We start from the raw sequence: 24,834 nt of genomic DNA on the forward strand, positions 1-24,834 counted from the left end.
TCCCTTGGAACCGAGCCAGCCTATGACCGCCAATGTGTTTGCCATGCGAAAAGGGGACGGAGGGGATTAAGTCGTTTTCGGCATAAGCGCACTGCCGGGCATAAGAGACTTAATCCCCTCCGTCCCCTTTTCCGGGCCACAACGGACAACGCCAGCCCGGAGGCTGGCGTTGTTCAGGACCGCAGGTGGGGCTTAGTAGCTGCGCGGGCCGCGCGGCTTGAAGCCGTCACGGCGCGGCGGGCGGCTGTCGCGGTCACCACCGCGGTCGCCACCATGGCCACCCGGGCCACTGCGGCGCGGACCACCCGGACCACCCGGACCACGCTTGTCGAAGCGCGGCTTGAACGGACGCGGCGCCGGATTGATCTCTTCACCGGCCGCCAGCGGACGCATCTGCAGCTGCTGGCCGGAGACCCACACCTTCTGCAGGTGGGTCAGCACGTCCGACGGCATCTGCGCCGGCAGGTCCAGCAGCGAGAAGTCGTCGTGAATGTCGATGCGGCCGATGAAACGGCTCTCCAGGCCAGCTTCGTTGGCGATGGCGCCGACGATGTTGGCCGGCTTCACGCCATGCTGGTGACCGACCGAAATGCGGTAGGTCTCCATGCCCTGCTCCGGTGCACCGCGCGGCGGCACGTCACGGCGCGGGCGCTGCTCGAAACCACCCTCGGCATCGTCACGACGCGGGCCACGCTCGAAGCGCGGCCCACGTTCGTTGCGGTCGCCACGTTCCGGGCGCTCGCTGCGCTCGAAACGCTCACGCGGCGCACGCTCTTCGCGCGGTGCACGCACCGGCGGCTGCAGCAGGAACGGGGTATCGCCCTGCATCATCTTCGCCAGCGCAGCAGCCACTTCGATGGCCGGCACGTTCTGCTCGGTTTCGAAGCGTTCCAGCAGCTGGCGGTAGAAGTCCAGGCCGCCCTGGCCCAGGGTCTCGGTGATGCGCGAAGTGAACTTGTTGATGCGGTTGTCGTTGACCGCTTCCACGCTCGGCAGCTGCATTTCTTCGATCGGCTGGCGGGTGGCGCGCTCGATCTGGCGCAGCATGCCCTTCTCGCGCGGGGTGGCGAACAGGATCGCCTCGCCGCTGCGGCCGGCACGGCCGGTACGGCCGATGCGGTGCACGTAGCTTTCGGTGTCGTACGGGATGTCGTAGTTCAGCACATGGCTGATGCGTTCCACGTCCAGGCCGCGGGCCGCCACGTCGGTGGCGACCAGGATGTCCAGCTTGCCTTCCTTCAGCATGGCGATGGTGCGCTCACGCTGCGCCTGCTGCATGTCGCCGTTGATGGCGGCAGCGGCCAGGCCACGGGCCTGCAGCTTGCTGGCCAGTTCCTCGGTGCCGGCCTTGGTGCGCGCGAAGATGATCATCGCGTCGAACGGCTCGACTTCCAGGATGCGGGTCAGCGCGTCCAGCTTGTGCATGCCGCTCACCCACCAGTAGCGCTGGCGGATGTTGGCCGAGGTGGTGGTCTTGGCCGCGATGGTCACTTCCACCGGATCCTGCAGGTAGGTCTGCGCGATGCGGCGGATCTGCGGCGGCATGGTGGCCGAGAACAGCGCCACCTGGCGCTTGGCCGGCAGCTTCTTCAGCACGGCTTCGACGTCGTCGATGAAGCCCATGCGCAGCATTTCGTCGGCTTCGTCCAGCACCAGCGTCTTCAGCTCGGACAGGTCCAGCGTGCTGCGATCCAGGTGATCGATGACGCGGCCGGGGGTACCGACCACGATGTGCACGCCGCGACGCAGCGCCGACAGCTGCTGGCCGTACGGCTGGCCGCCGTACACCGGCAGCACGCGGAAGCCGGGGATCTTCGAGGAATAGGACTGGAACGCCTCAGCGACCTGGATGGCCAGCTCGCGGGTCGGGGCCAGCACCAGCGCCTGCGGCTTGATCTGCTGCAGGTCGATGTTGGACAGTACCGGCAGCGCAAAGGCGGCGGTCTTGCCGGTGCCGGTCTGGGCCTGGCCCAGCACGTCACGGCCTTCCAGCATCGCCGGGATGGTGGCAGCCTGGATCGGCGACGGGGTTTCGTAGCCGATGGCGGTGACCGCCTGCATGACAGACTCGGACAGGCCGAGCTGCGCGAACTGCAGCTGCGCTTGGGATTCTTGGGACATGGGGAACTCCGAAGACACTGCCGTCTTCCTGGCAGTGCGATAAAAAAGGTGATGGTCCGCGCTTTGGGCGCCCTTCTTATCGCGTGCCCTGGCGCTGCTCGGTTGGAGGAGATTTCACTCGCTCAGAGCGGAATCATACCGCATTGATCCTGAACCATGCATACAGGTTGCCGTGCGTGTGCCGTCATGCACCGTGCTGGCGCACAATACGCGCCCTCTCCCGGCCCGGCCAGAATCCGGCGCCCCTTCCCAGGAAACCCGTTCCATGCAGATTCTCGAATTCGACCTCGACGGCGACTACGTCGAGCTCAAGCAGCTGCTCAAGCTGGCCGACCTGGTCACCAGCGGCGGCGAGGCCAAGATGGTCATCAGCGACGGCCAGGTGCTGGTCGACGGCGAGGTCGAACTGCGCAAGGCCTGCAAGATCCGCGCAGGCCAGGTGGTTGAATTCGCCGACAGCCAGATCCGCGTGCTGGCCGCCGGCTGATCTGAACGGGCTGATCTGAACCGGTTCAGGCCACGCGCTGGGTCAGGTGCGAGGCGATCAGCTGCCTGAACGGCGCAACGCCCTGCGCCAGACGCAGGCCGGCCGCGCGCAGCAGCCGCGCCGGGCGGCGATCGTCGGTATACAGGCTGGCGATCGCGTTGGTGGCCTCGTACAGCGGCCGCGATGCCAGCCGATGACCGCGCTGGTAGCTGGCCAGCATGCCGGCGGCGGCGATGTCGGCACCTCGACGCTGCTGTTCGACGATGCCCTGCGCCAGCCGCTGCGCGCTGGCCAGGCCCAGATTGAAGCCATGTGCGGTGACCGGATGCATGCCCACCGCGGCATCGCCGATCAGCGCCGAACGCTCGCCGACAAAACGGTGCGCATAGACGCCAACCAGCGGATACGCCTGCGGCGTGGCCACCGGCTGCATCCGGCCCAGACGGTGCTCGAAGCAGTCACTGATGGCGTCACCGAAGGCCACTTCGTCCATCGCCAGCAGCGCTTCAATCTGGCGCGGCGGCAAGGTGACCACCGCAGACGCCTGGCCCTCGTTGAGCGGCAGCAGTGCCATGGTACGGCCGTAGCCGAACCATTCCCATGCGGTGTGGTGGTGATCACGTTCGACCTGCATGCGGCACACCAGCATCGACTTGCCGAAGTCGCGCATCTGCGCGCCGATGCCGAGCATGCGGCGGGTTGCTGAGAAGCGGCTGTCGGCGGCCACCAGCAGGCGCGCGTGCAGCGTGCTGCCGTCATCCAGCGTGACCACATGGCCCTGCGCATCGGCCTGCACGCTCTGCACCTTGCGCCCGTCAAACAGTTCCAGTCCGTCCTGGTCCTGCACGGCATCCCATGCAGCGCGGCGGATCAGATGGTTGGGCACCAGCCAGCCCAACGGCTGGCCATCGACCTGGCTGCTGGCAAAGGTCAACGCAAACGGCGAACTGCCGTTCATCACCTTGGCATCGCGTAATTCGGCGACTTCGGCGTCCGGCAGTCGCTGCCACAGGCCCAGCTGTTCCATGCTCTGCCGCGAGGCATGGGTCAACGCGATCTCACGGCCATCGAAGGCAGCGTCGGCCAGCGCCTGGCGCGGCTGTACTTCGACCATGCCGACCTGCAGGCCACTGCCGGCCAGCGCGCGCGCGAAGCACAGACCCGCCGGTCCGGCGCCGACCACCACCACGTCCATCCTGCGCATGCGCGCCTCCTGCCGTTGATTCAGTCGCCGCCAGCATAGCGCTGCGGACCTGAGCGGCCTTGATCTGGATCAGGCCACGATCACAGCAGCGCGAACACCAGCGCCAGGATCGACAGCAGCGATACCGCCCAGACCAGGCTGCGCACGTAGGGCACGCCTGCGGCATACAGCGGCAGGTAGACCACCCGTGCCCAGAAGTAGGCCTGCGCCGCCAATGCGGTGGTGTCGTTGCCGCGCCCGGCCACCACCACCGCGATCGCAGCAGCGGCGAAGAACGGGAAGGTCTCCAGGAAGTTGGCCTGGGCCCGCTGCAGGCGACCGGCCAGCGGGCTGAGTGGCCTGGCTTCGCCATCACGCGCCGAGGCATTCCACTTCATCCCGCGCTCGCGGGTGACTACGGTGGAGGTGGCGAAGATGTAGACGAAGCCCAGCAGCACCGACCAGGCCAGCATCGTCAGTTCAGTTGCCATCGTTCATCTCCTCAGGGTGCCGACGCACGCAGGCTGTAACCGGCCAGGCGCCACACATGGTCCTCGTCGAAACGGAACGACACCAGTTCGCGTACGGGTTGTGCGCTGTTGGCGAAACGGGTCGGGAAGCTGACGTTGATGTACAGGCCTTCGGGTACCGCCGCACCGGCGTTGTACTTGACCCGGGTGATGGTCGGCTGGCCGCGGCCAGCTAGGGCGCCCAGCCGCGCACGCTCGCTGGCCAACTGGCTGACGAAGGCCGCCTTCGGTACAGCACGGCGTGCGACGGCCGAAGCGCCATCCCACAATTCGCCGGCGCGGTTGGCATCGACCAGCTGCGCCGCCTTCACTGCGGCCGCGCCCATTTCCGCGTCCTGTTTCTGTACCTGCGCCTGCTGCGCGGCGGTCAGCGCCGGTGCGCCGGCCGTGGCCGGTTTTGCTGCTGCTGGCGAAGCAGGTGCCGGGCGGGCGGGCGCCGGTGCAGGCGTGGCGGGCGCAGGCGCCTGCGCCAATGCAGTCAGGGGCAGCAAGGACAGCAGCAGGAGCACGCGCTTCATGGACACCGCCGGTTCTCGGGAAAGAACCGCAGTCTACGCCAGCGCAGTGACTACGCCGTCAGCGTGCCGGGGCGCTGCCTTCCACCACTGCTGCATCGGCCTGTGCAGCGGGCGCGGTAGTGTTCACCGGTGCCTGTTCGGCCACCGGCGGTGGCTCCGAAGGCGCGGGCGGCAGCGTTGCTACATCGATCTCCGACAGTGGGCTTTCTTCCGGGCACACCGCATCGGGGAAGCCGAAGCGCTGCTTCAACGCCTGGCCGCAGCTGTTGATCGATTCCATGTCGGCGCCTTCGTGCTTGCACTGCTGGTCGAAGGCGATCAGGAACGCGTCCTTGCGCTGCACGAAGTCGTCACCACAGGCACGCATCTGCTTGATCCGCTCCAGGTCGTCCTGCACCGCGTTGGTGCCGTCCAGGCCGTACTGGCGCAGTTCGTCCGGCGTCAGCAGGCGCAGGCTGCGATTGGGCACCGTCATCATCAGGTCGGCCACGCCTACCGCCACGCCGTTGCGCTGCAGGTAATCCTTCACATTGTCGTAGACCTCGTGCAGCTCGCGGTTGAGCTCAGCGCGCGAGGTGGCCTTGGAACTGATGCGCATCATGCGGTGGATGCCGACCTTGCCTGACAGCAGGCGGTTGTCACCGGCGGCCAGCACGAACACGCAGGCGCTGTGGCAGATCGAGCCTTCGCGCACCCAGATGGTCCAGCCCGATTCACCGATGCTGTCGCCGGCGACGATCGCCGATTCCACCTGGCCACCACTGGAGTCCAGGTCAAGGATGCGCTTGTGGATCTTCTGTTCGTCGGCGACCACGGCCAAACGCCACATCATCTCGGCAAAGCCGGGATTGATCTTGCCGGCATAGCGCACGCGTAACAGGCCTCGCTCGGCGCACGGCGCCAGCGCCTGACTGATCTGGTCTCGTTGCAGCCCTTCCAGCTCGGTGCCGTCGCCGGCATCGCCGGCATACTCGGTGCTGCAGCTGACCCAGGCGCGGCCATTCTCCAGCTGCGCCTGCGGCCATGGCCGATCCGCCCGGCTGCGCGGCGGCGCCGGCGGCGGCGGTGCATCGGCGGCATTGATCGACACCATGTTCTCGCCATCACTGGCCGGCGCCCGCGCCGCCTTGTCGGCAGCGGTCACATTGCCCGGATTCTCCAACTGACTGCAGCCCGCCAGGGCCAGGCACAACAGGGGCAACCAGCGGAATTTGGCGGACATCGGGCAACCGGTCTTCATGTAAACAAGAGCCACAGTCTACCCGTCCACGACGCGCATTCAGCGCGTGGCACTGAACCCCTTCTGACCCTTGTCGACCAAGGTCGACACCCACCAACAGCAGTGCAGAACGCCGTCCCGACAGGTCGCAGGAACCTGTCGAAGGCGGGGTGGGTCTTGCAGCGCCCCCTGCAACCGGACCCACCCCGCCCTCCCGGAAGTCCGCTGTTGCTGTTGCTCTGGCCTCGGCGGGTGCAGGGCGCGGCCCTGCCAGAACCCCCCTCCAGCATCCATGTCCGAATCCGGCGAGTATCCCCGCCCGCACGCGCCTAGACTGGCGCCATGGACACCGCCCTCGCCCTCGACACCGCCGCCTGCGACCGCGCCCGCCTGGCCCGCGACGCACGCTTCGACGGCGTGTTCTTTACCGCGGTGCGCAGCACCGGCATCTATTGCCGCCCTGTGTGCCCGGCACCGCCACCGAAGCCGCGCAACATCACCTACTACCCGACGGCGGCCGCTGCTGCGGCAGCCGGTTACCGCCCGTGCCTGCGCTGTCGCCCCGAGCTGGCACCGCAGGCGCAGCAGGCATTGGCCGGGCAGACCGTGCAGCGCGCACTGGCCCTGATCCATGGCGGCTTCCTGCAGGAGCAGCCAGTAGCCGACCTCGCAGAGAAGATCGGACTCAGCGCGCGCCAGCTGCAGCGCCTGTTCGTCGAACATCTGGGCGCAACGCCAGGGCAGATCCACGCCACCCATCGACTGCTGCTGGCCAAGCAGCTGCTGACCGAAACCACGCTTCCGGTGACCGATGTCGCACTGGCCGCCGGCTACAACAGCCTGCGCCGTTTCAATACCGCGTTCCTGCAAGGCTGCGGCATGGCGCCGACCGCACTGCGTCGCCAGCACCAGCCGCTGGCCACCGACGATGGCTGCCTGGTGCTGCGTCTGGCATACCGGCCACCACTGGATTTCCCGCGCATGCTGGCTTTCCTGCGCAAGCGCAGCCTGCCCGGCATCGAGCTGATCGGCGAAGACAACTACCAGCGCGTGCTCGGCACACCGGAGCGCTCCACCCTGCTGCGCGTCACCGCCGACCCGAAACGCCCGGAACTGCGGCTGCAGCTGGGCGCGGTCGATCCGCGACTGATCCCGGACATCGTGCGCCGCGTACGTCGCGTGTTCGATCTGGACGCCGACCTGCAGCAGGTACACACCGCGCTCGGCGAAGAGCCGCTGCTGGCGCGCGGCATTGCCGAACGCCCCGGGCTGCGCGTGCCCGGCGGCTGGGATGGTTTCGAAGTAGGCGTGCGCGCAGTGCTCGGCCAACAGGTCAGCGTGGCTGCGGCCACTACCTTCGCGCGGCGGCTGGTGGATGCCTATGGCGCGCACCTGCCGGGCATGCCGCCGGAATTCGATCGCCAGTTCCCGGCCCCCGAGCTTCTGGCCGAAGCGCCGCTGGAATCGATCGGCCTGCCACGCAGCCGCGCCGCCACCGTACGTGCGCTTGCCGCCGCCTGTGCCAGTGGCGCGCTCGACTTCGGCCCGGGCCAGGCGCTGGAAGAGTTCGTTTCCCGCTGTGTGGCACTGCCTGGCATCGGACCGTGGACTGCGCAGTACATCGCCCTGCGCGGGCTCGGCCAGCCCGATGCCTTCCCCGCCGGCGACCTCGTACTGCAGCAGGTGCTCGGCCATGCGCAGGGCCAGCGCCTGAGCGAACGTGCCACCGAAGCACGCTCGCAACCGTGGCGCCCTTGGCGCGCCTATGCCGTGCTGCATCTTTGGCACCTGTCCGGCACATTCGTTGGAGAACCGACATGACCCTGTTGTTCGACCGTTTCGACAGCCCGATCGGCGTGCTGACCATCGCCGGTGACGAGCGTGGTCTGTCGCACGTGCTGTTCCCGGAAAACCGTCACCCGGCACGCGGCCGCGACGACTGGCACTACGCGCCGGATGCGCTGCCGGAAGCACGCGAGCAGCTGCTGCAGTTCCTGCACGGCGAACGCAGCAGCTTCGACCTTGAACTGGCGCCACGCGGTACGCCGTTCCAGCTGCGCGTGTGGCAGGCGCTGGCGCTGATCCCGTTCGGTCAGACCTGGAGCTACCTGCAGTTGGCGCAGCATCTGGGGCAGCCCAGCGCGACCCGTGCCGTCGGCGCCGCCAATGGACGCAATCCGCTGCCGATCATCCTGCCCTGCCATCGTGTGATCGGCAGCAACGGCGCGCTGACCGGCTTCGGTGGCGGACTGGAAACCAAGGCCGCACTGCTGCGACTGGAACAACGCCAGGCTCCGCTGTTCGCCTGAGAGGGCTGGCCGGGCTGCGCCCGGCACCCGCAGAGGCAAGGGCAAGGTCAATAGCCAATACAGCTCCGATTTTCTACGCGTTGGGCGGGGCGGTATGGGTGGGCAGGACACGCCGTGAACCCGTCCATGGGGGCTGGATGGCGCCATCCATGGCGCCAACGGTCCTGCCCCCCCCCATACCGCCCCACCTGCGACAGATTCCCGCGGCGGTGGGTAGGTGTCGACCTTGGTCGACACGACAGATCCACGCCATGCGTGGATGGAAGCATCAGGAACATGTCTGAGGAAAAGCCCCTTCTTGTTGAAGACGGCGCGCAGACAGGCGCGGGGACAAGGAAAAATGCGCGGACACGGCGCGCGATAGCGCGCCGTGTCTTGGGCGCGTCATTGCACCCGCTTATCATGGGCGGATGACTTCCGTACGCCTGACCTGCGCGCTGGCGCTGCTGCTGCCATTGGCCGCCTGCACCACCACCGCGCCCGCCCCTTCCGCCTCCGCCTCCGCTTCCACTTCCGTCGCTGCGGCTGTGCCGCCGAAGCTGCTGCTGATCTCCATCGACGGCCTGCGCGCCGATGCGCTGGACCGCGGCCTGACCCCGAACCTGCAGCGACTGATCGATGGCGGTGTGCGTGCTCGCTGGATGACCCCGTCCTATCCGTCGCTGACGTTCCCCAACCACTACACCATCGTCACCGGCCTGCGCCCGGACCACCACGGCATCGTCAACAACAGCATGGACGATGCAACGCTGGGCAGGTTCGAGCTGAGCAACCGTGAGGCGGTCACCACCAGCGGCTGGTGGGGCGGTGAACCGATCTGGGTCGGCGCCGAAAACGCCGGCGTACGTTCGGCCACCACCTCGTGGCCGGGCAGCGAATCGGAAATCCGTGGCGTGCGCCCGAGCCAGTGGCGCGTGTACGACGGCAAGGAACCGCTGGAACAACGCGCGGGCACCGTGCTGGACTGGCTTGCACAGACCGATGCCGACGCACCGCGCCTGACCACGCTGTACATGGAGCACGTGGACAAGGCCGGCCACAATCACGGCCCCGAATCGAAGCAGTACGCCGACGCCATCGTGCGCGCCGACCAGATCATCGGGCAGGTACTCGACGGCCTGCTGCAACGAGGCCTGGCCGCGACCACCAACGTCATCGTGGTCTCCGACCATGGCATGGCCAGCGTCCCGGTCGGCCAGGTGATCTCCACCGAATCAATGGTCGACCCGGCCATCGCGCGCAATGTCAGCCAGGGCCAGTCGGTGGGTTTTGCGCCGTTGGCCGGTCACGAAGCCGCCGCCGAGCGCGCCCTGCTCGGTCGTCACGACCGGTACGAGTGCTGGAAGAAAGAGAACCTGCCGGCGCGCCTGCACTACGGCACTCACCCGCGCATTCCCGCCATCGTCTGCGTGATGGATGAAGGCTGGGATGCCCTGCATCAGGAGAAGATCGCCAAGCGCGACCATCAGGATCGTGGCTCGCACGGCTATGACAATGCCCTGCCGTCGATGCGTGCAGTGTTCGTGGCCAGCGGCCCGTCGTTCCGCCAGGGCCTGGTGATCGACGGCTTCGACAATATCGACGTCTACCCGCTGCTGGCCCACCTGCTGCAGGTACCGGCGGCGCCGAACGACGGCAATGCGGAAACGCTGAAGAAGACGCTGCGCTGATCGAGCGTCATCCGCCGGGCATGGCCCGGCGCTACCGTGCCAGCAATGGGTAGCGCCGGGCCATGCCCGGCGAACGCAGCAACCGGAACGACGGGCATAAAAAAACGCGGCGCCAAGCGCCGCGTTTTTCTTCGAAGCAGTCGACCGGCCGGATCAGGCCTTGGCGACGGCCTTCTTCGCCACAGCCTTCTTCGCCGGAGCCTTGGCCACGGTCTTCTTGGCAACCGGGGCGGCGGCGCCTACGGCGACCTTGCTCGCGGTGTGCGAACGGGCGTTGCCGTAGCTGGCGTTGTAGCGCTTGCCCTTGGCGGTCTTGCGGTCACCCTTACCCATGTCTTCAACTCCTCAAATGTGAAATCTGGTTACCCCGTACTGACACGGGTTCGGCGGGGCCGCCTTGCTGGGCGCCCCCGCGCACGATCGGAGAGCCTATCACGGAGCGCCTAGTGCGCGCAGCTGGCGTCGTGCACGTGGCCGTGGTTGAGGCGCAGGTTGACCAGGTGCGCGACGCCGACCAGCAGGCCGCCGATGGTCATCACCACCGCATGCGGCACCGCGCTGTGGTGCAGCGGGTCGTACAGCACGCCAGCCCACAACGCGACCAGGCCAGGGATCAGGAAGCCCAGCGCACGCAGCGCGCCATGCCGGCGATAACCCCAGACCAGACTGAACAGCCCCAGCAGGGTCACGAACACCACCAACGCCTGTTCCACGCCGTCGCTCAGCCAGAACGACAGACCCAACGAAGGCGCTGCGGCCAGAAGCACGGGGATCACTGCGCAGTGCACCGCGCACAGCATCGAACCGGTGGCGCCGAAACGGTCAAGCAGGTGGCGCAGGCGTGAGGACAGGGACATGACTTCCAGCAGGGTCGGCGAATCGTTATGGAATAATATAACATCCGTTCCCGACCCGCACGGTTTCCTTCCCCCTGTCCCGCCGACGGGATACGTGCGCCTAGCGATTGATACACTGTAACAAAGGACCCGTTCCATGCCCGCCCACACCCCGCGGTTGAAGCCGCATTCCCTCGCTCTGGCCCTCGCCGCCCTGCTGCCTTCGGTTGCCTTTGCCGCCGGCGATGACAGCGCTCATCGTGACCGCCACCTGACCGAACTGTCGTCGGTGCAGGTGACTGCCTCGCCGCTGCAGGGCGATGCCGAATCGCTGGCGCGCCCGGTCGATGTGCTGGCCGGTGAACGACTGGACGAGCAGAAGGCCGGCACCCTCGGCGATACCGTAGCCAAGCTGCCCGGCGTGCAGAGCACCTTCTTCGGCCCTGGCGTCGGCCGCCCGATCATCCGTGGCCAGGAAGGCCCGCGCGTGGCCGTGCTGTCCAATGGCATGGGCAACATGGATGCCTCCACCGTCAGTGCCGACCATGCCACCAGCATCGAGCCGTTCCTGGCCGACCAGATCGAAGTACTGAAGGGCCCGGCCACGCTGCTGTTCGGCAGCGGCGCCATCGGTGGTGCGGTCAATGTGGTCGACGGCCGCATCGCGCGCGAGCTGCCGGAGCGCCCGCTCAGCGGCCGCGCCGAACTGCGCGGCAATTCGGTGAACAACGAGCGCAGCGGCATGTTCCGCCTCGATGGCGTCAGCGGCAATGTCGTGCTGCATGTGGACGGCCTGGTGCGCAATGGCGACGACTACCGCATTCCCGGCTATGCAGTGATCGACAGCCTTGAAGACCATCACGATCACGACCATGACCATGCGGGCGAGGAAGGCGAAGAGCCGCGTCGCGGCCGCCTCGACAACAGCTCGATCCGTACCCGCGCCGGTGGCGTCGGCGCAACGTGGCTGGGCGAAGGCGGCTACTTCGGTGCGTCGGCCAGCACCTACCGCACCAACTACGGCATTCCCAACGGCGCGCACGTGCACGCCGATGGTGATGATCATGGCCATGACCACGGTCACGACCATGGCGATGAAGAGGAAGGCGGCGACGAGCATGACGTGCGCATCGACATGGTGCAGAACCGCTTCGAGACCAAGGCCGGCATCTACAACCCGGTCTCGTTCCTGAAGAACATCAATGCACGCGTGGCCTACACCGACTACGAGCACGTGGAGCTGGAGGCCGGCACGCCGTCCACCCGCTTCACCAACCGCGGCATCGAGGCGCGCCTGGAAGCCGTGCAGCAGCAGATCGGCGGCTGGGACGGCGCCTTCGGCCTGCAGTTCGGCAACAGTGATTTCGGTGCCAAGGGCGAAGAGGCGTTCGTTCCGGATACCGGCACGAAGAACATCGGCCTGTTCGTGCTGCAGGAAAAGCAGTTCGGCCCGTTCAAGCTGGAACTGGGCGGCCGCCACGACCAGGTCAAGCTGGACCCGACCGGTGACTATCGCCGCCGCACCTTCGGCGCCACCAACCTGTCTGCCGCCGGCATCTGGAAGCTCAACGATGCCGTTGACCTGCGCATCGGCGTGGACAGCTCCGAGCGTGCACCGACCAACGAAGAGCTGTATGCCGCCGGCGCGCACATTGCCACCCGCTCGCTGGAAATCGGCGACGCCAACCTGAAGACCGAGCGCGGCCAGCGCGTGGAACTGGGCATCCACACCCACAGTGAACGCCTGGACTTCTCCGCCTCGGTCTACCAGACGAAGTTCAAGGACTTCATCTACCTGGCCGACACCGGCGTTACCGAGGGGCTGCCGGTTCGCGCCTGGACCCAGCAGGACGCGGTGTTCCGCGGTGCCGAGGCCGAAGCGCTGGTGCACCTGTTCGAGGGTGGCGCCGGTGACTGGGATCTGCGCCTGTTCGGCGACTACGTGAAGGCCAAGCTGGATGGCAGCGGCAGCCGCAACCTCGACATTGCCGTGCCGCATGGCGACCACAACCACAACTACAGCGTGGAGCTGGCCAACACCGGCTACCTGCCGCGCATCGCCCCGGCCCGCGTCGGTGCCGACCTGCGCTGGTCGAAGGACGGTTGGCGCGCCTCGGTCGGTGCGGTGCGTTACAGCCGCCAGAAGGATGTCGCCCAGAACGAAGCCCCGAGCGACGGCTACACCCTGGTCGATGCGCACCTGGCCTACCGCTGGGATCGCAACGCCAGCAACAGCTACGAGGTGTTCCTGGATGGCAGCAACCTGACCAACCGCGAAGTGCGCCCGCATACCTCGCTGCTGCGCGACTACTCGCCGCTGCCGGGCCGTGGCGTCGCATTCGGCATCCGCGCGTTCTTCTGATCGCGCACGGCGGGGTCGGCTCCCTTTCCGAAGGAAGGGGCTCTGACCCCACGCCATCCCACGGGGGCCTTCGGGCCCCCGGTTTTGTTTCGGCCGACTCCATCACGCACCCGTCACAAAGATGTGCGTACCACAACAAGCGGACAATCCCGTCACTCAAAGTCTCGCCAATCGGACATTTTTGTCCGAAAATAATTCCATGACTGCCCAACGTGCCGATGCTGCTGCCCGCCGTGCCCTCATCCTCGACGCCGCCGATCATGTGTTCGGCCAACACGGTGTCACCGCCCCGCTGGACCTGGTGGTCGAACGCGCCCAGGTGGGCCGCGCCACCCTGTACCGCAACTTCCCCGACCGAACCGCGCTGATCCAGGCGCTGCTGCAGCGTACGGTCGACCGCATCCGGCGCCAGGTCGAACAGCTCGGCGACCGCGACGATGCCCTGTTCGAAGTGTTCGAGGGTATGGCCCAGCGCATCATCGATTCGCCGGCACTGGCCGATTACTGGCGTGCAGTCGATTCGGATGTGCCAGCCATGCGCACCGCGCGCGAGACCGTGCGCGATCTGCTGGAAGCACCGATCGCCCGCGCCAAGGCCGCCGGCCTGTGCCGTGCCGACCTGGAGAAGACGGACATTTCACTGATCTCGGGCATGCTGGGCGCAGCCCTGCGCGGCAAGACCCGCGACGAGCGCGCCCACCTGGCCGGGCGTGCCCTGCAGCTGCTGCGCGGGGGTCTCCAGGGAGCAACCAGCGAGGCCCGCTGATGGTCCAGCCGTATCTGAAGCCGGTTCCGGATTGGGAGGAGCACGAGAAGCCGACCATGCCGGGTTCGGCTTCAATGCCCTGGCACCCACCGTATCGACGTGTGGCCTATGCACTGGTGTCGCTGCTGGTGGCGATCACCGGTGGCCTCGGCAATGCGCTGGTCACCGCCAACCTGCCATTCCTGCAGGGCCAGCTGGCACTGACCCCGACCCAGGGCAGCTGGCTGGTGGCTGCCTATGCAATGGTCAACGTCACGGCCAACCTGCTGGCCTTCAAGTTCCGCCAGCAGTACGGCATCCGCCTGTTCGCCGAGATCGGGCTGGGCCTGTACGCAGCCCTGGCCGTCCTGCATCTGTTCGTCGGCAGCTTCGAGACCACGATGCTGACCCGTGCTGCCAGTGGCTTCGCCGGCGCTGCCTGTTCGACACTGGGCACGCTGTACATGCTGCAGGCGCTGCCGCGCCGCTTCACCGGCAACCTGCTGGTGGTTGGCGTGGGCCTGTCGCAGCTGGCGGTGCCGATTGCCTGGATCGTCTCGCCAGGCCTGGTCGATACCGGCCAGTGGCACCAGCTGTACTCGTTCGAAGCCGGGCTCGCCCTGTGCGCGTTCGCGGCAGTGGTGGTGCTGAAGCTGCCGCCCGGCATCCAGGTGAAGGCCTTCGAGCCGCTGGACTTCCTCACCTTCGCCCTGCTCGCCCCCGCCGTCGCCCTGCTGGTGATCGTGCTGGCGCAGGGCTACACCCGCTGGTGGCTCAACACACCGTGGCTGGGCTGGGCGCTGGTCGCCTCGATCGCGCTGTCCACCACCGCCTTCATCATCGAACATTACCGGCGCAATCCGCTGCTGCAGATCCGCTGGCTATCGAAGTTGCCGGTGCTGCACTTCATCGTCGGCGCGTTCCTGATCCGCTTCCTGACCACCGAACAGTCCTATGGCGTGGTCAACCTGATGCGCACGCTGGGCATGGGCCCGGACCAGATGCGCCCGCTGTTCGTGGTGATCCTCGCGGGCGTGGTCACGGGCATCGCCGGTGCATCGCTGACCTTCGGCCCGAAGCGGCTGATCGCCCAGCTGCTGATGGCGATCCTGCTGCTGGGCGCTGCCGCCTTCTTCGATCAGCACCGCACCAGCATGGATCGACCGCACGATTTCTACGTCAGCCAGTTCCTGGCTTCGGTGGGCGCTGGCATGTTCATGGGTCCGCTGATCATGCTCGGCATTTCCGCTGCGCTGAAGCAGGGTGTGGATCACATGATCACCTTCCTGGTGACGCTGTCGATCACCCAGACCCTGGGCGGCTTGGCCGGTTCAGCGGTGCTGGGCACCTTCCAGCTGCACCGCGAGCAGCTGTACTCCAGCGCGTTGACCAGCCAACTCGACCCGGCCGACCCGGTGGTGGCGCAGCGCCTGCGCATCCAGCAACAGCTGTACAGCGCACAGATCACCGACCCGGTGCTGCGCAGTGCGCAGGGCAGCGCGCAGCTGGCGCAGACCACGCGCCGCGAAGCCAACGTGCGCGGCTTCAACGACGTGTTCACCCTCAGCGGCTGGCTGGCGATCGGCTTCCTGTGCTGGTTGCTGCTGCTGTCACTGCGCACCGCCGTGCTCAAGCAATGGCGCAAGCGCCACCCCACCTCCCTCGCTGCGGCCACGCCGGCCGCGCCCCGCTGAGTCCTCCTCCATGCCTCCCGTCCCGCCCCGCCCCGACGACATCGACGCCGACAACGTCACTCCACCGCCGCCGACCGATGCGGCGCCTGCGCCCACGCCGGCGGCACCGGCTGCCGCGCCGAAATATCTCAAGCCCAGCGCGCGCAGCGTGGTGGTGATGGTGGTAGTGGCGCTGCTGGGCATCGCGTTGATCCTGCGCGCCTGGCACCTGTGGCCGTTCACCAGCAGCGTGATGGTGACCGACAACGCTTATGTACGCGGACAGATCACGGTGATGGCGCCACAGGTGAACGGTTACGTGACCGAAGTGCTGGTGAAGGACTTCCAGCACGTGAGGGAGGGCGAGCCGCTGCTGCGCATCGATGACCGCATCTACACGCAACGTGTCGCCCAGGCGCAGGCGACGCTGGACAGCGCACGCGCAGCATTGGCCAACTCGGACCAGTCTCAGGCGCAGAACCGTGCGCAGATCGCCTCCGCGCAGGCCACGTTGTCAGCCGGCCAGGCGGAGCTGCAACGCTCGCGCAACGAGCTGAAGCGCTACGAGGAGCTGGCCGCGCAGCAGCTCGTATCGATCAACGACCGAGACAAGTTCCGCACCACCCAGGCCTCGGCACAAGCCAGCGTGCAGCAGTCGCAGGCGCAGATCCGCATCGCCGAGGAAACGCTGGTATCGACCCAGGTGGCGCGCAAGAGCCTGGAGGCCCAGGTGGAAAGCGCGCAGGCGCAGCTGGAACTGGCGCGCATCGATCTGGCCAACACGGTGATCCACGCGCCGCGCGACGGCCAGATCAGCGAAGCCAGCGTGCGCGTGGGCCAGTACGTCGCAGCCGGTTCGCAGCTGCTGTTCCTGGTGCCTGACACGCTGTGGGTGGTGGCCAACTACAAGGAAGGCCAGACCTGGGGGATGGCGATCGGCCAGCCTGCCTCGTTCTCGGTGGACGCGTTCCAGGGCCAGGTGCTGCGCGGCCGCGTGCAGGAGATCGCGCCAGCCACCGGCTCGGAATTCAGCGTGCTGCGCCCGGACAACGCCAGCGGCAACTTCACCAAGGTGGTGCAACGGCTACCGGTGCGCATTTCAATCGACGGGGAGCAGAAGCTGGCAGCACAGCTGCGGCCTGGCATGTCGGTGATCGTGCGGGTGGATACGGCGAGCAAGCCGATGGACTAGCCTTGTCATGAAACGGGGTCAGATCCCTTTGCCAATGGCAAAGGGATCTGACCCCCGCTCCTCATGCCGGCCAGCGGCCGGCACTACCGTTGCGTCACCCGGCGCAGCGCGCGCAGAGGCCGTGCACTTCCAACGTCTGCGCCTGCGGCTGGAAGCCCAGCTCCTTGGCGCGCTTTTCCAGCTGGGTGACGATCTCGCGGTCTTCCAGTTCCACCGCGCTGTGGCAGCTATTGCAGATCAGGAACGGCACCGAGTGCGCGGCACTGCTGGGGTGGTGGCAGGCCACGAAGGCATTCACCGATTCCAGCTTGTGCACGAAGCCATTGGCCATCAGGAAGTCCAGCGCGCGGTACACGGTAGGCGGGGCATCAGCGCCCACGCCCTTGCCGTTGCGCACCCATTCCAGCAGCTCGTAGGCCTTGACCGGCTTGCCGGCCTCGGCAATCAGCTTCAGCACATTGGCGCGGATCGGGGTTAGACGCAGCCCGCGTTCGCGCGAGACACGCTCGACCACCGCCACGAAATCCGATGCGTCGTGGACGTGATGGTGCGGGGCGGTACAAGCAGTGGCGGTCTTGGCGGGCATGCGTGTTCTCCGGTTCGGGCCTGGCAAGGATGCCTCAGGCCGTTGCTACCTTGGTGATGGCCACATCAATGCGTTTCAAGGCCTGATCGCGTCCGGCCAGATACACAGTATGGGAAATGTCAGGGCTGACCTGGGTGCCGGTGATGGCCACGCGCAACGGCTGGGCGACCTTGCCCATGCCCATCTCCAGCGCGGCGGCGGTGTCGTGCAGGGCCACGCCCACCGCCTCGGCGGTCCATTCTGGCAGGGCCGCCAGCAGCTCGCGGGCCTTGCCCAGCGCCACCTCGGCACCGGCCTTGAAGTGCTTGGCCACCGCTGCTTCGTCGTACTCGTTCAGCGGCTGGTACCAGACCACGGCCTTCTCGGCCATTTCCTTCAGGGTCTGTACGCGTTCACGCAGGGCGATCACCACGTCCACCGGTGCCGGTCCAGCGGCCACGTCCAGGCCCAGCTTCCGCAGCTGGTAGACCAGGTGCGGCGCGATGCTGGCCGGCTCCTCGGTCTTCAGGAAGTGCTGGTTGACCCAGCCCAGCTTGGCCATGTCCAGGCGCGAGGCCTTGGAATTGCAGTCCTTCACGTCGAACAGCTCGATCAGTTCCTGACGGCTGAACAGCTCCTGGTCACCGTGCGACCAGCCCAGGCGGGCCAGGTAGCTCAGCAGCGCATCAGGCAGGTAGCCGGCGTCCTTGTACTGCATCACGTCGGCCGCGCCGGTGCGCTTGGACAGCTTGGCGCCCTGCTCGTCCAGGATCATCGGCATGTGGCCGAACTTCGGCACCGGCGCGCCGATGCCTTCGTACAGGTTGATCTGGCGCGGGGTGTTGTTGATGTGGTCGTCGCCGCGGATGACCTCGGTGATGCCCATGTCCCAGTCATCCACCACCACCGCGAAGTTGTAGGTGGGGTAGCCGTCCGGGCGGAAGATGACCATGTCGTCCAGCTCGCTGTTGGCGATCTCGATGCGGCCCTTGATCAGGTCGTCGAACACCACGGTGCCTTGCAGCGGGTTCTTGAAGCGGATGACGCGGTTCGGGTCGTCCTTGCGCGGCAGGCCCAGCTCGCGCGCGGCGCCGTTGTAGCGCGGCTTCTCCTGCTTGGCCATGGCCGCCTCGCGCATCGCGTCCAGCTCTTCGCGGGTCTCGTAGGCGTAGTAGGCCTTGCCGTCGGCCACCAGCTGCTCGGCCACTTCCAGGTAACGGGCAACACGGTCGGTCTGGTAGATCGGGCCTTCGTCATAGTCCAGGCCCAGCCATTCCATCGCCTCCAGGATGGCGTCGATCGCGCCCTGGGTGCTGCGTTCACGGTCGGTGTCCTCGATGCGCAGCACGAACTCGCCGCCACGGTGGCGGGCCTCCAGCCAGCAATACAGCGCAGTGCGGGCACCACCGATGTGCAGGTAGCCGGTGGGACTGGGGGCGAAGCGGGTGCGGCAGGTCATGGACGGCTCGAGGAACGGGAATCCCCCGATTTTACCAGCCCACCGCCGCCTACGGAAAAAGGGGACGGAGGGGATTAAGTCGCGACTGCCCAGTTCCTGGGGCTGCAGCCGGGAAACGGAGGGGAGAAACGACTTAATCCCCTCCGTCCCCTTTTTGTCACGGCTGCGGTTCGGGCTTGCGTGGGAAGGACTGCTCGCGCGTCGCGGCGTTGTAGGCGAACGAGGCGACGATGGCCGCGGCCTGCTTCAGGTCTTCCGGCTCGGCGTGATCCCAGGTGTCTAGGTGGCTGTGGTGGACGTTGGTGAAGTAGTCCAGCCGGTCCTGGATGAACTGGAAGCCCGGCAGGCCGATGCGGTCGAAGCTGATGTGGTCGGTGCTGCCGGTGTTGCGAGTGGCCACTGTGGTGGCGCCGACGTCATGGAACGGCGCCAGCCACGCTTCGAAGATCGGCATCGCTGCCAGGTTTTCCTGCGCATAGATGCCACGGAAGCGACCCGAGCCGTTGTCCATGTTGAAGTAGACCTGGAACCTGCTGTAGTCGCGGGTCTTCTGCAGCGCGCCGGTCGGTTCGCGCAGCGAGGCCGGCAGCGCCTTCTGTGCCGGGTCGGTGGGTTCCGGGAACCGGCCGAAGTGCTTGGCCACATAGGCCTGCGAGCCGATCAGGCCCTGTTCCTCACCGCTCCACAGCGCCACCCGGATGGTGCGCTTGGGCTTGGCGCCGGTGGCCTTGAGGATGCGCATCGCCTCCATCATCACCGCCACACCGGCCGCGTTGTCGGCCGCACCGGTACCGCTGTGCCAGGAATCCAGGTGCGCACCGATCATCACCACCTCATCGGGTTTGCTGCTGCCACGGATCTCGGCCAGCGTGTTGTAGCCGGGCTGGTCGGCCTCGTCGGTGAAGCGCGCGGCCACGTCCACGCGCAGGCGCACGGTCTGCTTGGCCTCCAGTGCGCGCACCAGCGGATTGAAGTGCTCGGCGATCATCGCCAGATCGGGGATGCCCACCGACTCATTGGCCTTTCGCGAACCACCACCGGCGACACGGATGATGCCATTGTCCCAGCTGCTGATGCTGATCGAGGCCAGCGCGCCCTCTTCCACGAAGAACGCATTGACCTTGGTCGCCAGCTGCTGGCGCTCCTGGTACTCCTTGACCCGCTTCGCACGCTCGGCGGTGGCGTCCTTGTCCTTGGGCAGGGTGAACTCCTGCAGGCCCTCCAGCGAGGTGGCATCGTGGCGATGCGAATCCGCCTCGGTTCCACGCTTGTACTCGCGCGCCTCGCCCAGCAGCAGGATCTTGCCGCGCAGCTTGCCGCGGTACTTCTCGATGTCTTCGGGTTTCTTGATTTCGACCTGCACCAGCTCGCCTTCGACCGGGCCCTTGGTACCGGGGGTCCAGGCCTTGGGCAGCGCATGCAGCGGCTGCACGCGGTCACCGAGCATCTCTACGCTGGCTGAAGTGAACTCCCAGCCACGGCCGAAGTCATCGAAGGCTTCGTCGTGGACGTTGTCCAGCTTCCATTCGTTGAACTTGCCGCGGGTCCAGGCGTTGGCGCGCCCCATCGCCGGCGAGTTGGTCAGGCGCGGGCCGATGCGTTCGGTGAGGTAGCTGAAGGTGTCCATCACCTGCGAACGATGGAAGGCCTCCTGGCGGATGCGGCTGACCATGTCCAGGTCCACCGTCTCGCGCTGCTGCGCGCCTGCATTGCCACCCATTGCCAGCGCTGCGGCCAGCATGCCCCACTTCAGCCCGCTCCACTTCAACACGAACACGCTACACCCCTGCCCTTCGGCTCGATCATCAACCCATCGAGTCTAGCCAGCAGGGGCGCGGCGATACCGTCCCATCGGTCATGGGCGGCATGGAAGCGTGCAAACCAAGGCTCGCACCCACGGGAGAGTGGTTGGTTCGCACCTGCCAGCCACCTCATCCACTCCATCCCAGCCACAACTGCGCCCGTTCCGGCAGCAGCAGCAACCAGTGCCGCCGGTCGATGCTGCTGCAGCCATACACCGCCGCATGTGCGGGCCAGTCACCTGGCAGGCCACCGATACCGATCTCGGCCAGCGCCTGTGCCCCGGCCTTCCATGGCCGGTAGCGCGGCACCCTGCCTGCCAGCGCGCCGCGTCCCTGCCGCGCGCCCTGCAGCCAGGCCAGTCCCTGGCCCTGCAATCCCTCGCAGGTCACCGCTGCCAGCTGGAAGCGGACCAGGCCAGGGGCGATCCGTGCCCCCGGCAGGGCCGCCAGCACGCCATGTGCCTGCAGCAGCGCATCCACTTCCAGCAGGGCCGGAATGCCCTGCCGTGCCCGTTGCCGCAATCCCTGGCGCCAGCTCATGGCCTGCTCCTTACTTCAGGTCCGCGCCAAGCGCGTACCAGTCGACCCGGCGGGTCACCCACATCGCCAGCGCCAGGATCACGAACAGCAGCAGCGAGCCCATCAGCAGCGCGTTGTTTTCCGATACCAGCAGGCCATACAGCGCGCCATACAACACGGTCAGCAGCGCGGCGAAGCCAAGGCCGCGCTTCCAGTGACCCAGCACGTTGGCCAGGTACACCGCCTGCAGGCCGATACAGGCCACCGCAGAGACCAGATAGGCCTTCCAGAACGCAATGTGCTCGGACAGACTGATCAGCAGCAGGAAGAAGATCGCCAGTGCGAGGCCGACCATCAGGTACTGCAGCGGATGGATGCGCAGCGACTTGATCAGCTCGAACAGGATGAAGCCGACGAAGGTCAGCACCACGAACAGCACGCCATATTTCGAGGCACGGTCGGCCTGGGTGTAGGCATCGACCGGATCGACCAGCGACACCGTCACCGCCTGCGAGTCGACCGAACCGTCATTGCGCAGCTGTCGCTGTGCATCGGAGGCCAGCGAGGACACCGCCCAGCGTGCATCGAAGCCCTGTGCATCGACACGACGCTCGTTGGGCAGGAAGGCACCGCTGAATGACGGGTGCGGCCAGCTGGAGCGCAATGCGATCTTGGTGTCATCACCCACCGGCACCACCGACAGCATGCGGCTGCCGTCCAGGCGCAGCTCCAGTTCAACCTCACTGCCGGCCAGGGTACCGCCGTGATCCTCGGCGAAACCGGCTACCGCTGCATGCAGGCCACGACCCACCTCACTGGCCGCGCCCACACCCGGCAACAGGCGCAGCTGCTTGCCATCCACGCGCAGGTTCGGTGTGCCAACCAGGCCACGCACATCGGAAATGCCCAGCGCCACGTACGGCTGGCCATAACTGCGGCCGGCCTTCACCGGATAGTCGTCAGCGGCGAAGGTGGCCTTCATCTGGCCGTTCCAGCTGTATACCGGCACCTTGAACAGGCCCACCTCGCGCTGGCTCGGCAGCATCTCGCCGCCGACCTCCAGCGACGCCGGCATCTGCAGCCAATGGCCCTCGGTGACCTGCACCTCGGTCTTCTTGACTCCCAGCGGGTCGACCAGTTCAACTTCCTTGCGTTCCACCCACGGCACCACACGCACCGGACCCACCAGGCGCTGCACGCCGGCGCGGCTGTCGGCCACCCGCGCAAACGCCTCATCGCGGTACTGGCTGCGCTCGTTGATGACCCCGCGGATCATCATCAGCGGGATCAGCAGCAGCAGGATCAGCCCGCCGACAATGGCAAACCTCAGCAGCATCTTCAGGGATTTCATGGTCCATCCTCGTTGGAGAGGGCTGCAGGATGGACCGCTGCGGTGAGCAGGGTTTGTGGCGAATTTGAAGCGAGTGTGAAGTCAGCGCCGCGGGCGCTGGCCCGGCACGGCCAGCGGCAACCACAGGCTGGCCACGGTGCCGCCACCCTCGCGGTCGTCGACGCTCGCGCGGCCGTCATGCAGGCGCGCAACCTCCTGCACGAACGGCAGCCCCAGCCCGGAGCTGCGCCGGCCACTGCCGGGGCGGGCCAGCGAGTAGAAGCGTTCGAATACGCGTTCGCGCGCATAGTCGGGAATGCCGGCACCGCGGTCCGCCACCTGCAGGCGCACGCCCTGCCCGTCCACCTCGGCCTGCAGCGCGATCTCCGCGCCGGCCGGAGAAAACGCAATTGCGTTGTCGATCAGGTTGTGCAGCGCCTGCCGCAGCAGATAGGTATCGCCCTGCACGCGCAGGTCGGGCACGCTGCCGATGCGGACCTGCACCCCGGCCGCCTGTGCGCGCACCTGCGCCGCCGCAGCAGCATCGGCCAGCAGCACCGGCACTGCGATCGGGTCGCGGGTCTGCAGCCAGCCGTGCTGCTCTACCTCGGCCAGCGCCAGCAGCTTGTCGATGGTCTCGGTCAGGCGTTCCTGCTGGTCGACGATGCTGCGTGCGAAGTGCATGCGGTCGGCCTCGGGCAGCGGCTCCTGCAGCAGCTCGGCGGCACCACGGATCGCTGCCAGCGGGCTCTTCATCTCGTGCGTCAGTGACTGCACGTACTGCTCGACGTAGGCCTTGCCTTCCAGCTTGCGGCGCATGGTTTCCAGCGCCTGGCCGAGATCGCCGATCTCGTCGCGGCGGCGGCGTGGCGGTGGCACCGGTTCACCGGCAGTGACCGCGCGCGCATAGCGGCTGAGCTGGCCGAGACCGGTGGTCAGCCACATCGTCACCAGCACACCGACCAGCGCCGACAACCCGATCAGCCACGCACCACGCTCGATGATGGCGCGCTGGCTGGCGGCGATGAACGGATCGATGCTGCGGTTGGGCTGGGCCAGGCTGAGCACGCCGATCAGCGTACGGCCATCCACCGGGTCGTATACCGGTGCAGCCACGTGCATCACCGTATCGCCCTCTTCACCGGCAATCTCGGGGCTGGAACGGGCGCCGTACTCGCCACGCAGGGTGCGGTAGACATCGTTCCAGCGCGAGTTGTCGCGGCCCAGGTCACGGCCCAGCGAGTCGTAGATGACGACGCCCTTGGCATCGGTGATGGTCACCCGGTAGTCGAGCGAGCGCTTCGGGAAGCGCCAGACCATCGCCTTCAGGTCGCGCTGCCGCGCCTTGGCCAGATTGCGGGTGAAGCTGCCGCTGCGGATGGTGCCGTCCTTGACGTCGGCGGCAGCCATCTCGGCCAGCACGTTGGCCGCGTCGACCAGGGTCGATTCCATCGCCTGGCGCACACCGGGCTTCACTTCGTTGACGAACACGCGCATCACGAAGAACGCGGCGATGCCGGTGATCAGGAAGAAGCCGAGGAACAGCTTCAGCACCAGGCGCATCGCTAGACCTCCAGCGCGTAGCCGAGGCCACGGTGGGTACGGATCGGATCGTCGCTGGCACTGGCCGCACGCAGCTTGGCGCGCAGCGTCTTGACATGGGTATCGACGGTGCGGTCGGCACTGTCGGCGCTGCTGTCCCAGCCCCGGTCCATCAGCTGGGCGCGGCTGAGGATGGCGCCGGGACGCTGCAGCAGCGCCTCCAGCAGCGCATATTCGTAGCGGGTCAGGTCCAATGCCTGGCCACGGAAGCGGATACGCCGGCCCTCGCGGTCGATGGCGAAGGTGCCCCGCTCCTGCCAGCCACCTTCGGTGCTGGCTGTGGCCGATGCCGCTGGCAGCGCACGGCGCAGGCGCGCGCGCACCCGCGCCACCAGCTCGCGCGGCGAGAACGGCTTGGTCATGTAGTCATCGGCGCCCAGCTCCAGGCCGAGTACGCGATCCACCTCGTCGTTGCGGGCAGTCAGGAAGATCACCGGCAGCTGCGCCACGGGGCCCGGCAAGGCGCGCAGCCGGCGGCAGACCTCGAAACCGCCGAGGTCGGGCAGGCCGACATCCAGCACCACCACGTCGATGCCGCCGGCCTGCAGCCGCAGCAGAGCCTCACCGCCGAGCAGACAGTGGCTGGCGGCATAGCCTTCGCTGCGCAGCGCATAGAGCACGGTTTCGGCAATGGCGGCTTCGTCCTCGACCAGCAGGACATGGGCAACGGGAGCTGTCATGGCGCGCAGCATAGCCGCTGCGGCCGCCGCCC

Annotated in this window: 22 protein-coding genes; 8 read left to right on the forward strand and 14 right to left on the reverse strand. The window is 67.1% G+C overall.

All coding sequences use genetic code 11. The features are described from left to right. Window positions 1-192 precede the first annotated feature (192 nt). A complete protein-coding gene (locus tag AC07M7_RS01050; protein ID WP_495206555.1) occupies window positions 193-2,121 on the reverse strand; it encodes a DEAD/DEAH box helicase in 1,929 nt (642 codons plus the stop codon). A 265-nt stretch (window positions 2,122-2,386) separates the two neighbouring features. On the opposite strand from AC07M7_RS01050, the gene AC07M7_RS01055 reads away from it, so the two are divergent. After that, window positions 2,387-2,608 (forward strand): RNA-binding S4 domain-containing protein, encoded by a 222-nt coding sequence (locus AC07M7_RS01055; RefSeq protein WP_004150681.1) that lies wholly within the window; start codon window positions 2,387-2,389, stop codon window positions 2,606-2,608. Between the two features lie 25 nt (window positions 2,609-2,633). Here AC07M7_RS01055 and ubiM read toward each other — a convergent pair whose 3' ends face one another. The 4 genes from ubiM to AC07M7_RS01075 form a co-directional block, all read right to left on the reverse strand. Further along, window positions 2,634-3,812, reverse strand: coding sequence for a 5-demethoxyubiquinol-8 5-hydroxylase UbiM (gene ubiM / locus AC07M7_RS01060; protein ID WP_495206556.1), 1,179 nt, complete (start codon window positions 3,810-3,812; stop codon window positions 2,634-2,636). Window positions 3,813-3,892: 80 nt separating this feature from the next. Beyond that, window positions 3,893-4,282: an MAPEG family protein gene (locus AC07M7_RS01065; RefSeq protein ID WP_032128357.1), complete on the reverse strand. Its 390-nt coding sequence runs from the start codon at window positions 4,280-4,282 to the stop codon at window positions 3,893-3,895. 11 nt (window positions 4,283-4,293) lie between these two features. Continuing rightward, on the reverse strand, window positions 4,294-4,839 hold the full coding sequence (locus AC07M7_RS01070; protein ID WP_046983173.1) for a DUF4019 domain-containing protein: 546 nt from the start codon (window positions 4,837-4,839) through the stop codon (window positions 4,294-4,296). Window positions 4,840-4,897: 58 nt separating this feature from the next. Beyond that, a complete protein-coding gene (locus tag AC07M7_RS01075; RefSeq protein WP_428709199.1) occupies window positions 4,898-6,061 on the reverse strand; it encodes a COG3904 family protein in 1,164 nt (387 codons plus the stop codon). 339 nt (window positions 6,062-6,400) lie between these two features. Here AC07M7_RS01075 and AC07M7_RS01080 point away from each other — a divergent pair, with 339 nt between their 5' ends. The 3 genes from AC07M7_RS01080 to AC07M7_RS01090 all read left to right on the forward strand — a co-directional run bounded on the left by AC07M7_RS01080 (window position 6,401) and on the right by AC07M7_RS01090 (window position 10,037). Continuing rightward, the gene (locus tag AC07M7_RS01080) at window positions 6,401-7,879 is read left to right on the forward strand and encodes an AlkA N-terminal domain-containing protein (protein ID WP_295381972.1); all 1,479 of its coding nucleotides are present in this window, start codon (window positions 6,401-6,403) and stop codon (window positions 7,877-7,879) included. Next, entirely contained in the window at window positions 7,876-8,367 is a 492-nt protein-coding gene (locus AC07M7_RS01085; protein ID WP_012510484.1) for a methylated-DNA--[protein]-cysteine S-methyltransferase, read from the forward strand. The genes AC07M7_RS01080 and AC07M7_RS01085 overlap by 4 nt, the downstream gene beginning before the upstream one ends. 410 nt (window positions 8,368-8,777) lie before the next feature. Further along, a complete protein-coding gene (locus AC07M7_RS01090; RefSeq protein ID WP_337302003.1) occupies window positions 8,778-10,037 on the forward strand; it encodes an alkaline phosphatase family protein in 1,260 nt (419 codons plus the stop codon). 153 nt (window positions 10,038-10,190) lie between these two features. On the opposite strand, the gene AC07M7_RS01095 is transcribed toward AC07M7_RS01090, so the two are convergent. Both AC07M7_RS01095 and AC07M7_RS01100 read right to left on the reverse strand, forming a co-directional pair. Continuing rightward, window positions 10,191-10,370 (reverse strand): 30S ribosomal protein THX, encoded by a 180-nt coding sequence (locus tag AC07M7_RS01095; RefSeq protein ID WP_004150462.1) that lies wholly within the window; start codon window positions 10,368-10,370, stop codon window positions 10,191-10,193. A 110-nt stretch (window positions 10,371-10,480) separates the two neighbouring features. Next, on the reverse strand, window positions 10,481-10,894 hold the full coding sequence (locus AC07M7_RS01100; RefSeq protein WP_136640070.1) for a MerC domain-containing protein: 414 nt from the start codon (window positions 10,892-10,894) through the stop codon (window positions 10,481-10,483). A 136-nt stretch (window positions 10,895-11,030) separates the two neighbouring features. On the opposite strand from AC07M7_RS01100, the gene AC07M7_RS01105 reads away from it, so the two are divergent. The 4 genes from AC07M7_RS01105 (at window position 11,031) to AC07M7_RS01120 (ending at window position 16,845) form a co-directional block, all read left to right on the forward strand. Next, window positions 11,031-13,235, forward strand: coding sequence for a TonB-dependent receptor (locus tag AC07M7_RS01105; RefSeq protein WP_495206557.1), 2,205 nt, complete (start codon window positions 11,031-11,033; stop codon window positions 13,233-13,235). A gap of 199 nt (window positions 13,236-13,434) precedes the next feature. After that, a complete protein-coding gene (locus AC07M7_RS01110; protein WP_010483118.1) occupies window positions 13,435-14,001 on the forward strand; it encodes a TetR/AcrR family transcriptional regulator in 567 nt (188 codons plus the stop codon). Then, complete coding sequence (locus AC07M7_RS01115; RefSeq protein WP_136640073.1) at window positions 14,001-15,674, forward strand: MFS transporter; 1,674 nt, start codon at window positions 14,001-14,003, stop codon at window positions 15,672-15,674. The genes AC07M7_RS01110 and AC07M7_RS01115 overlap by 1 nt, the downstream gene beginning before the upstream one ends. Window positions 15,675-15,684: 10 nt before the next feature. After that, window positions 15,685-16,845, forward strand: coding sequence for an HlyD family secretion protein (locus AC07M7_RS01120; RefSeq protein ID WP_136640152.1), 1,161 nt, complete (start codon window positions 15,685-15,687; stop codon window positions 16,843-16,845). A 94-nt stretch (window positions 16,846-16,939) separates the two neighbouring features. Here the strand turns inward: AC07M7_RS01120 and AC07M7_RS01125 are convergent, their stop codons facing one another. The 7 genes from AC07M7_RS01125 to creB all read right to left on the reverse strand — a co-directional run bounded on the left by AC07M7_RS01125 (window position 16,940) and on the right by creB (window position 24,814). Then, window positions 16,940-17,431: a Fur family transcriptional regulator gene (locus tag AC07M7_RS01125; protein WP_004150412.1), complete on the reverse strand. Its 492-nt coding sequence runs from the start codon at window positions 17,429-17,431 to the stop codon at window positions 16,940-16,942. Window positions 17,432-17,465: 34 nt separating this feature from the next. Further along, window positions 17,466-18,869 carry a glutamate--tRNA ligase gene (gene gltX / locus AC07M7_RS01130; protein ID WP_495206558.1) on the reverse strand — a complete coding sequence of 468 codons (1,404 nt, stop codon included), beginning with the start codon at window positions 18,867-18,869 and terminating at the stop codon, window positions 17,466-17,468. 157 nt (window positions 18,870-19,026) lie between these two features. Further along, window positions 19,027-20,610: a M28 family metallopeptidase gene (locus AC07M7_RS01135; protein WP_495206658.1), complete on the reverse strand. Its 1,584-nt coding sequence runs from the start codon at window positions 20,608-20,610 to the stop codon at window positions 19,027-19,029. 190 nt (window positions 20,611-20,800) lie between these two features. Continuing rightward, window positions 20,801-21,211, reverse strand: a complete 411-nt coding sequence (locus AC07M7_RS01140; RefSeq protein WP_004150406.1) for a hypothetical protein — start codon at window positions 21,209-21,211, stop codon at window positions 20,801-20,803. Between the two features lie 10 nt (window positions 21,212-21,221). Next, complete coding sequence (gene creD, locus AC07M7_RS01145) at window positions 21,222-22,541, reverse strand: cell envelope integrity protein CreD (RefSeq protein ID WP_253077670.1); 1,320 nt, start codon at window positions 22,539-22,541, stop codon at window positions 21,222-21,224. A gap of 81 nt (window positions 22,542-22,622) precedes the next feature. Further along, window positions 22,623-24,083, reverse strand: a complete 1,461-nt coding sequence (gene creC, locus AC07M7_RS01150) for a two-component system sensor histidine kinase CreC (RefSeq protein WP_253077671.1) — start codon at window positions 24,081-24,083, stop codon at window positions 22,623-22,625. Between the two features lie 2 nt (window positions 24,084-24,085). After that, window positions 24,086-24,814, reverse strand: coding sequence for a two-component system response regulator CreB (gene creB, locus AC07M7_RS01155; protein ID WP_495206559.1), 729 nt, complete (start codon window positions 24,812-24,814; stop codon window positions 24,086-24,088). Between the last annotated feature and the right edge of the window lie 20 nt (window positions 24,815-24,834).

It is taken from the genome of Stenotrophomonas sp. GW821-FHT09E08 (assembly GCF_059416125.1).

Bases quoted from the DNA above. Each gene is read 5' to 3' on its own strand.
- AC07M7_RS01050 (WP_495206555.1), bottom strand. From the start codon at position 2,121: ATGTCCCAAGAATCCCAAGCGCAGCTGCAGTTCGCGCAGCTCGGCCTG.
- AC07M7_RS01055 (WP_004150681.1), top strand. From the start codon at position 2,387: ATGCAGATTCTCGAATTCGACCTCGACGGCGACTACGTCGAGCTCAAG.
- ubiM (WP_495206556.1), bottom strand. From the start codon at position 3,812: ATGCGCAGGATGGACGTGGTGGTGGTCGGCGCCGGACCGGCGGGTCTG.
- AC07M7_RS01065 (WP_032128357.1), bottom strand. From the start codon at position 4,282: ATGGCAACTGAACTGACGATGCTGGCCTGGTCGGTGCTGCTGGGCTTC.
- AC07M7_RS01070 (WP_046983173.1), bottom strand. From the start codon at position 4,839: ATGAAGCGCGTGCTCCTGCTGCTGTCCTTGCTGCCCCTGACTGCATTG.
- AC07M7_RS01075 (WP_428709199.1), bottom strand. From the start codon at position 6,061: ATGTCCGCCAAATTCCGCTGGTTGCCCCTGTTGTGCCTGGCCCTGGCG.
- AC07M7_RS01080 (WP_295381972.1), top strand. From the start codon at position 6,401: ATGGACACCGCCCTCGCCCTCGACACCGCCGCCTGCGACCGCGCCCGC.
- AC07M7_RS01085 (WP_012510484.1), top strand. From the start codon at position 7,876: ATGACCCTGTTGTTCGACCGTTTCGACAGCCCGATCGGCGTGCTGACC.
- AC07M7_RS01090 (WP_337302003.1), top strand. From the start codon at position 8,778: ATGACTTCCGTACGCCTGACCTGCGCGCTGGCGCTGCTGCTGCCATTG.
- AC07M7_RS01095 (WP_004150462.1), bottom strand. From the start codon at position 10,370: ATGGGTAAGGGTGACCGCAAGACCGCCAAGGGCAAGCGCTACAACGCC.
- AC07M7_RS01100 (WP_136640070.1), bottom strand. From the start codon at position 10,894: ATGTCCCTGTCCTCACGCCTGCGCCACCTGCTTGACCGTTTCGGCGCC.
- AC07M7_RS01105 (WP_495206557.1), top strand. From the start codon at position 11,031: ATGCCCGCCCACACCCCGCGGTTGAAGCCGCATTCCCTCGCTCTGGCC.
- AC07M7_RS01110 (WP_010483118.1), top strand. From the start codon at position 13,435: ATGACTGCCCAACGTGCCGATGCTGCTGCCCGCCGTGCCCTCATCCTC.
- AC07M7_RS01115 (WP_136640073.1), top strand. From the start codon at position 14,001: ATGGTCCAGCCGTATCTGAAGCCGGTTCCGGATTGGGAGGAGCACGAG.
- AC07M7_RS01120 (WP_136640152.1), top strand. From the start codon at position 15,685: ATGCCTCCCGTCCCGCCCCGCCCCGACGACATCGACGCCGACAACGTC.
- AC07M7_RS01125 (WP_004150412.1), bottom strand. From the start codon at position 17,431: ATGCCCGCCAAGACCGCCACTGCTTGTACCGCCCCGCACCATCACGTC.
- gltX (WP_495206558.1), bottom strand. From the start codon at position 18,869: ATGACCTGCCGCACCCGCTTCGCCCCCAGTCCCACCGGCTACCTGCAC.
- AC07M7_RS01135 (WP_495206658.1), bottom strand. From the start codon at position 20,610: ATGCTGGCCGCAGCGCTGGCAATGGGTGGCAATGCAGGCGCGCAGCAG.
- AC07M7_RS01140 (WP_004150406.1), bottom strand. From the start codon at position 21,211: ATGAGCTGGCGCCAGGGATTGCGGCAACGGGCACGGCAGGGCATTCCG.
- creD (WP_253077670.1), bottom strand. From the start codon at position 22,541: ATGAAATCCCTGAAGATGCTGCTGAGGTTTGCCATTGTCGGCGGGCTG.
- creC (WP_253077671.1), bottom strand. From the start codon at position 24,083: ATGCGCCTGGTGCTGAAGCTGTTCCTCGGCTTCTTCCTGATCACCGGC.
- creB (WP_495206559.1), bottom strand. From the start codon at position 24,814: ATGCTGCGCGCCATGACAGCTCCCGTTGCCCATGTCCTGCTGGTCGAG.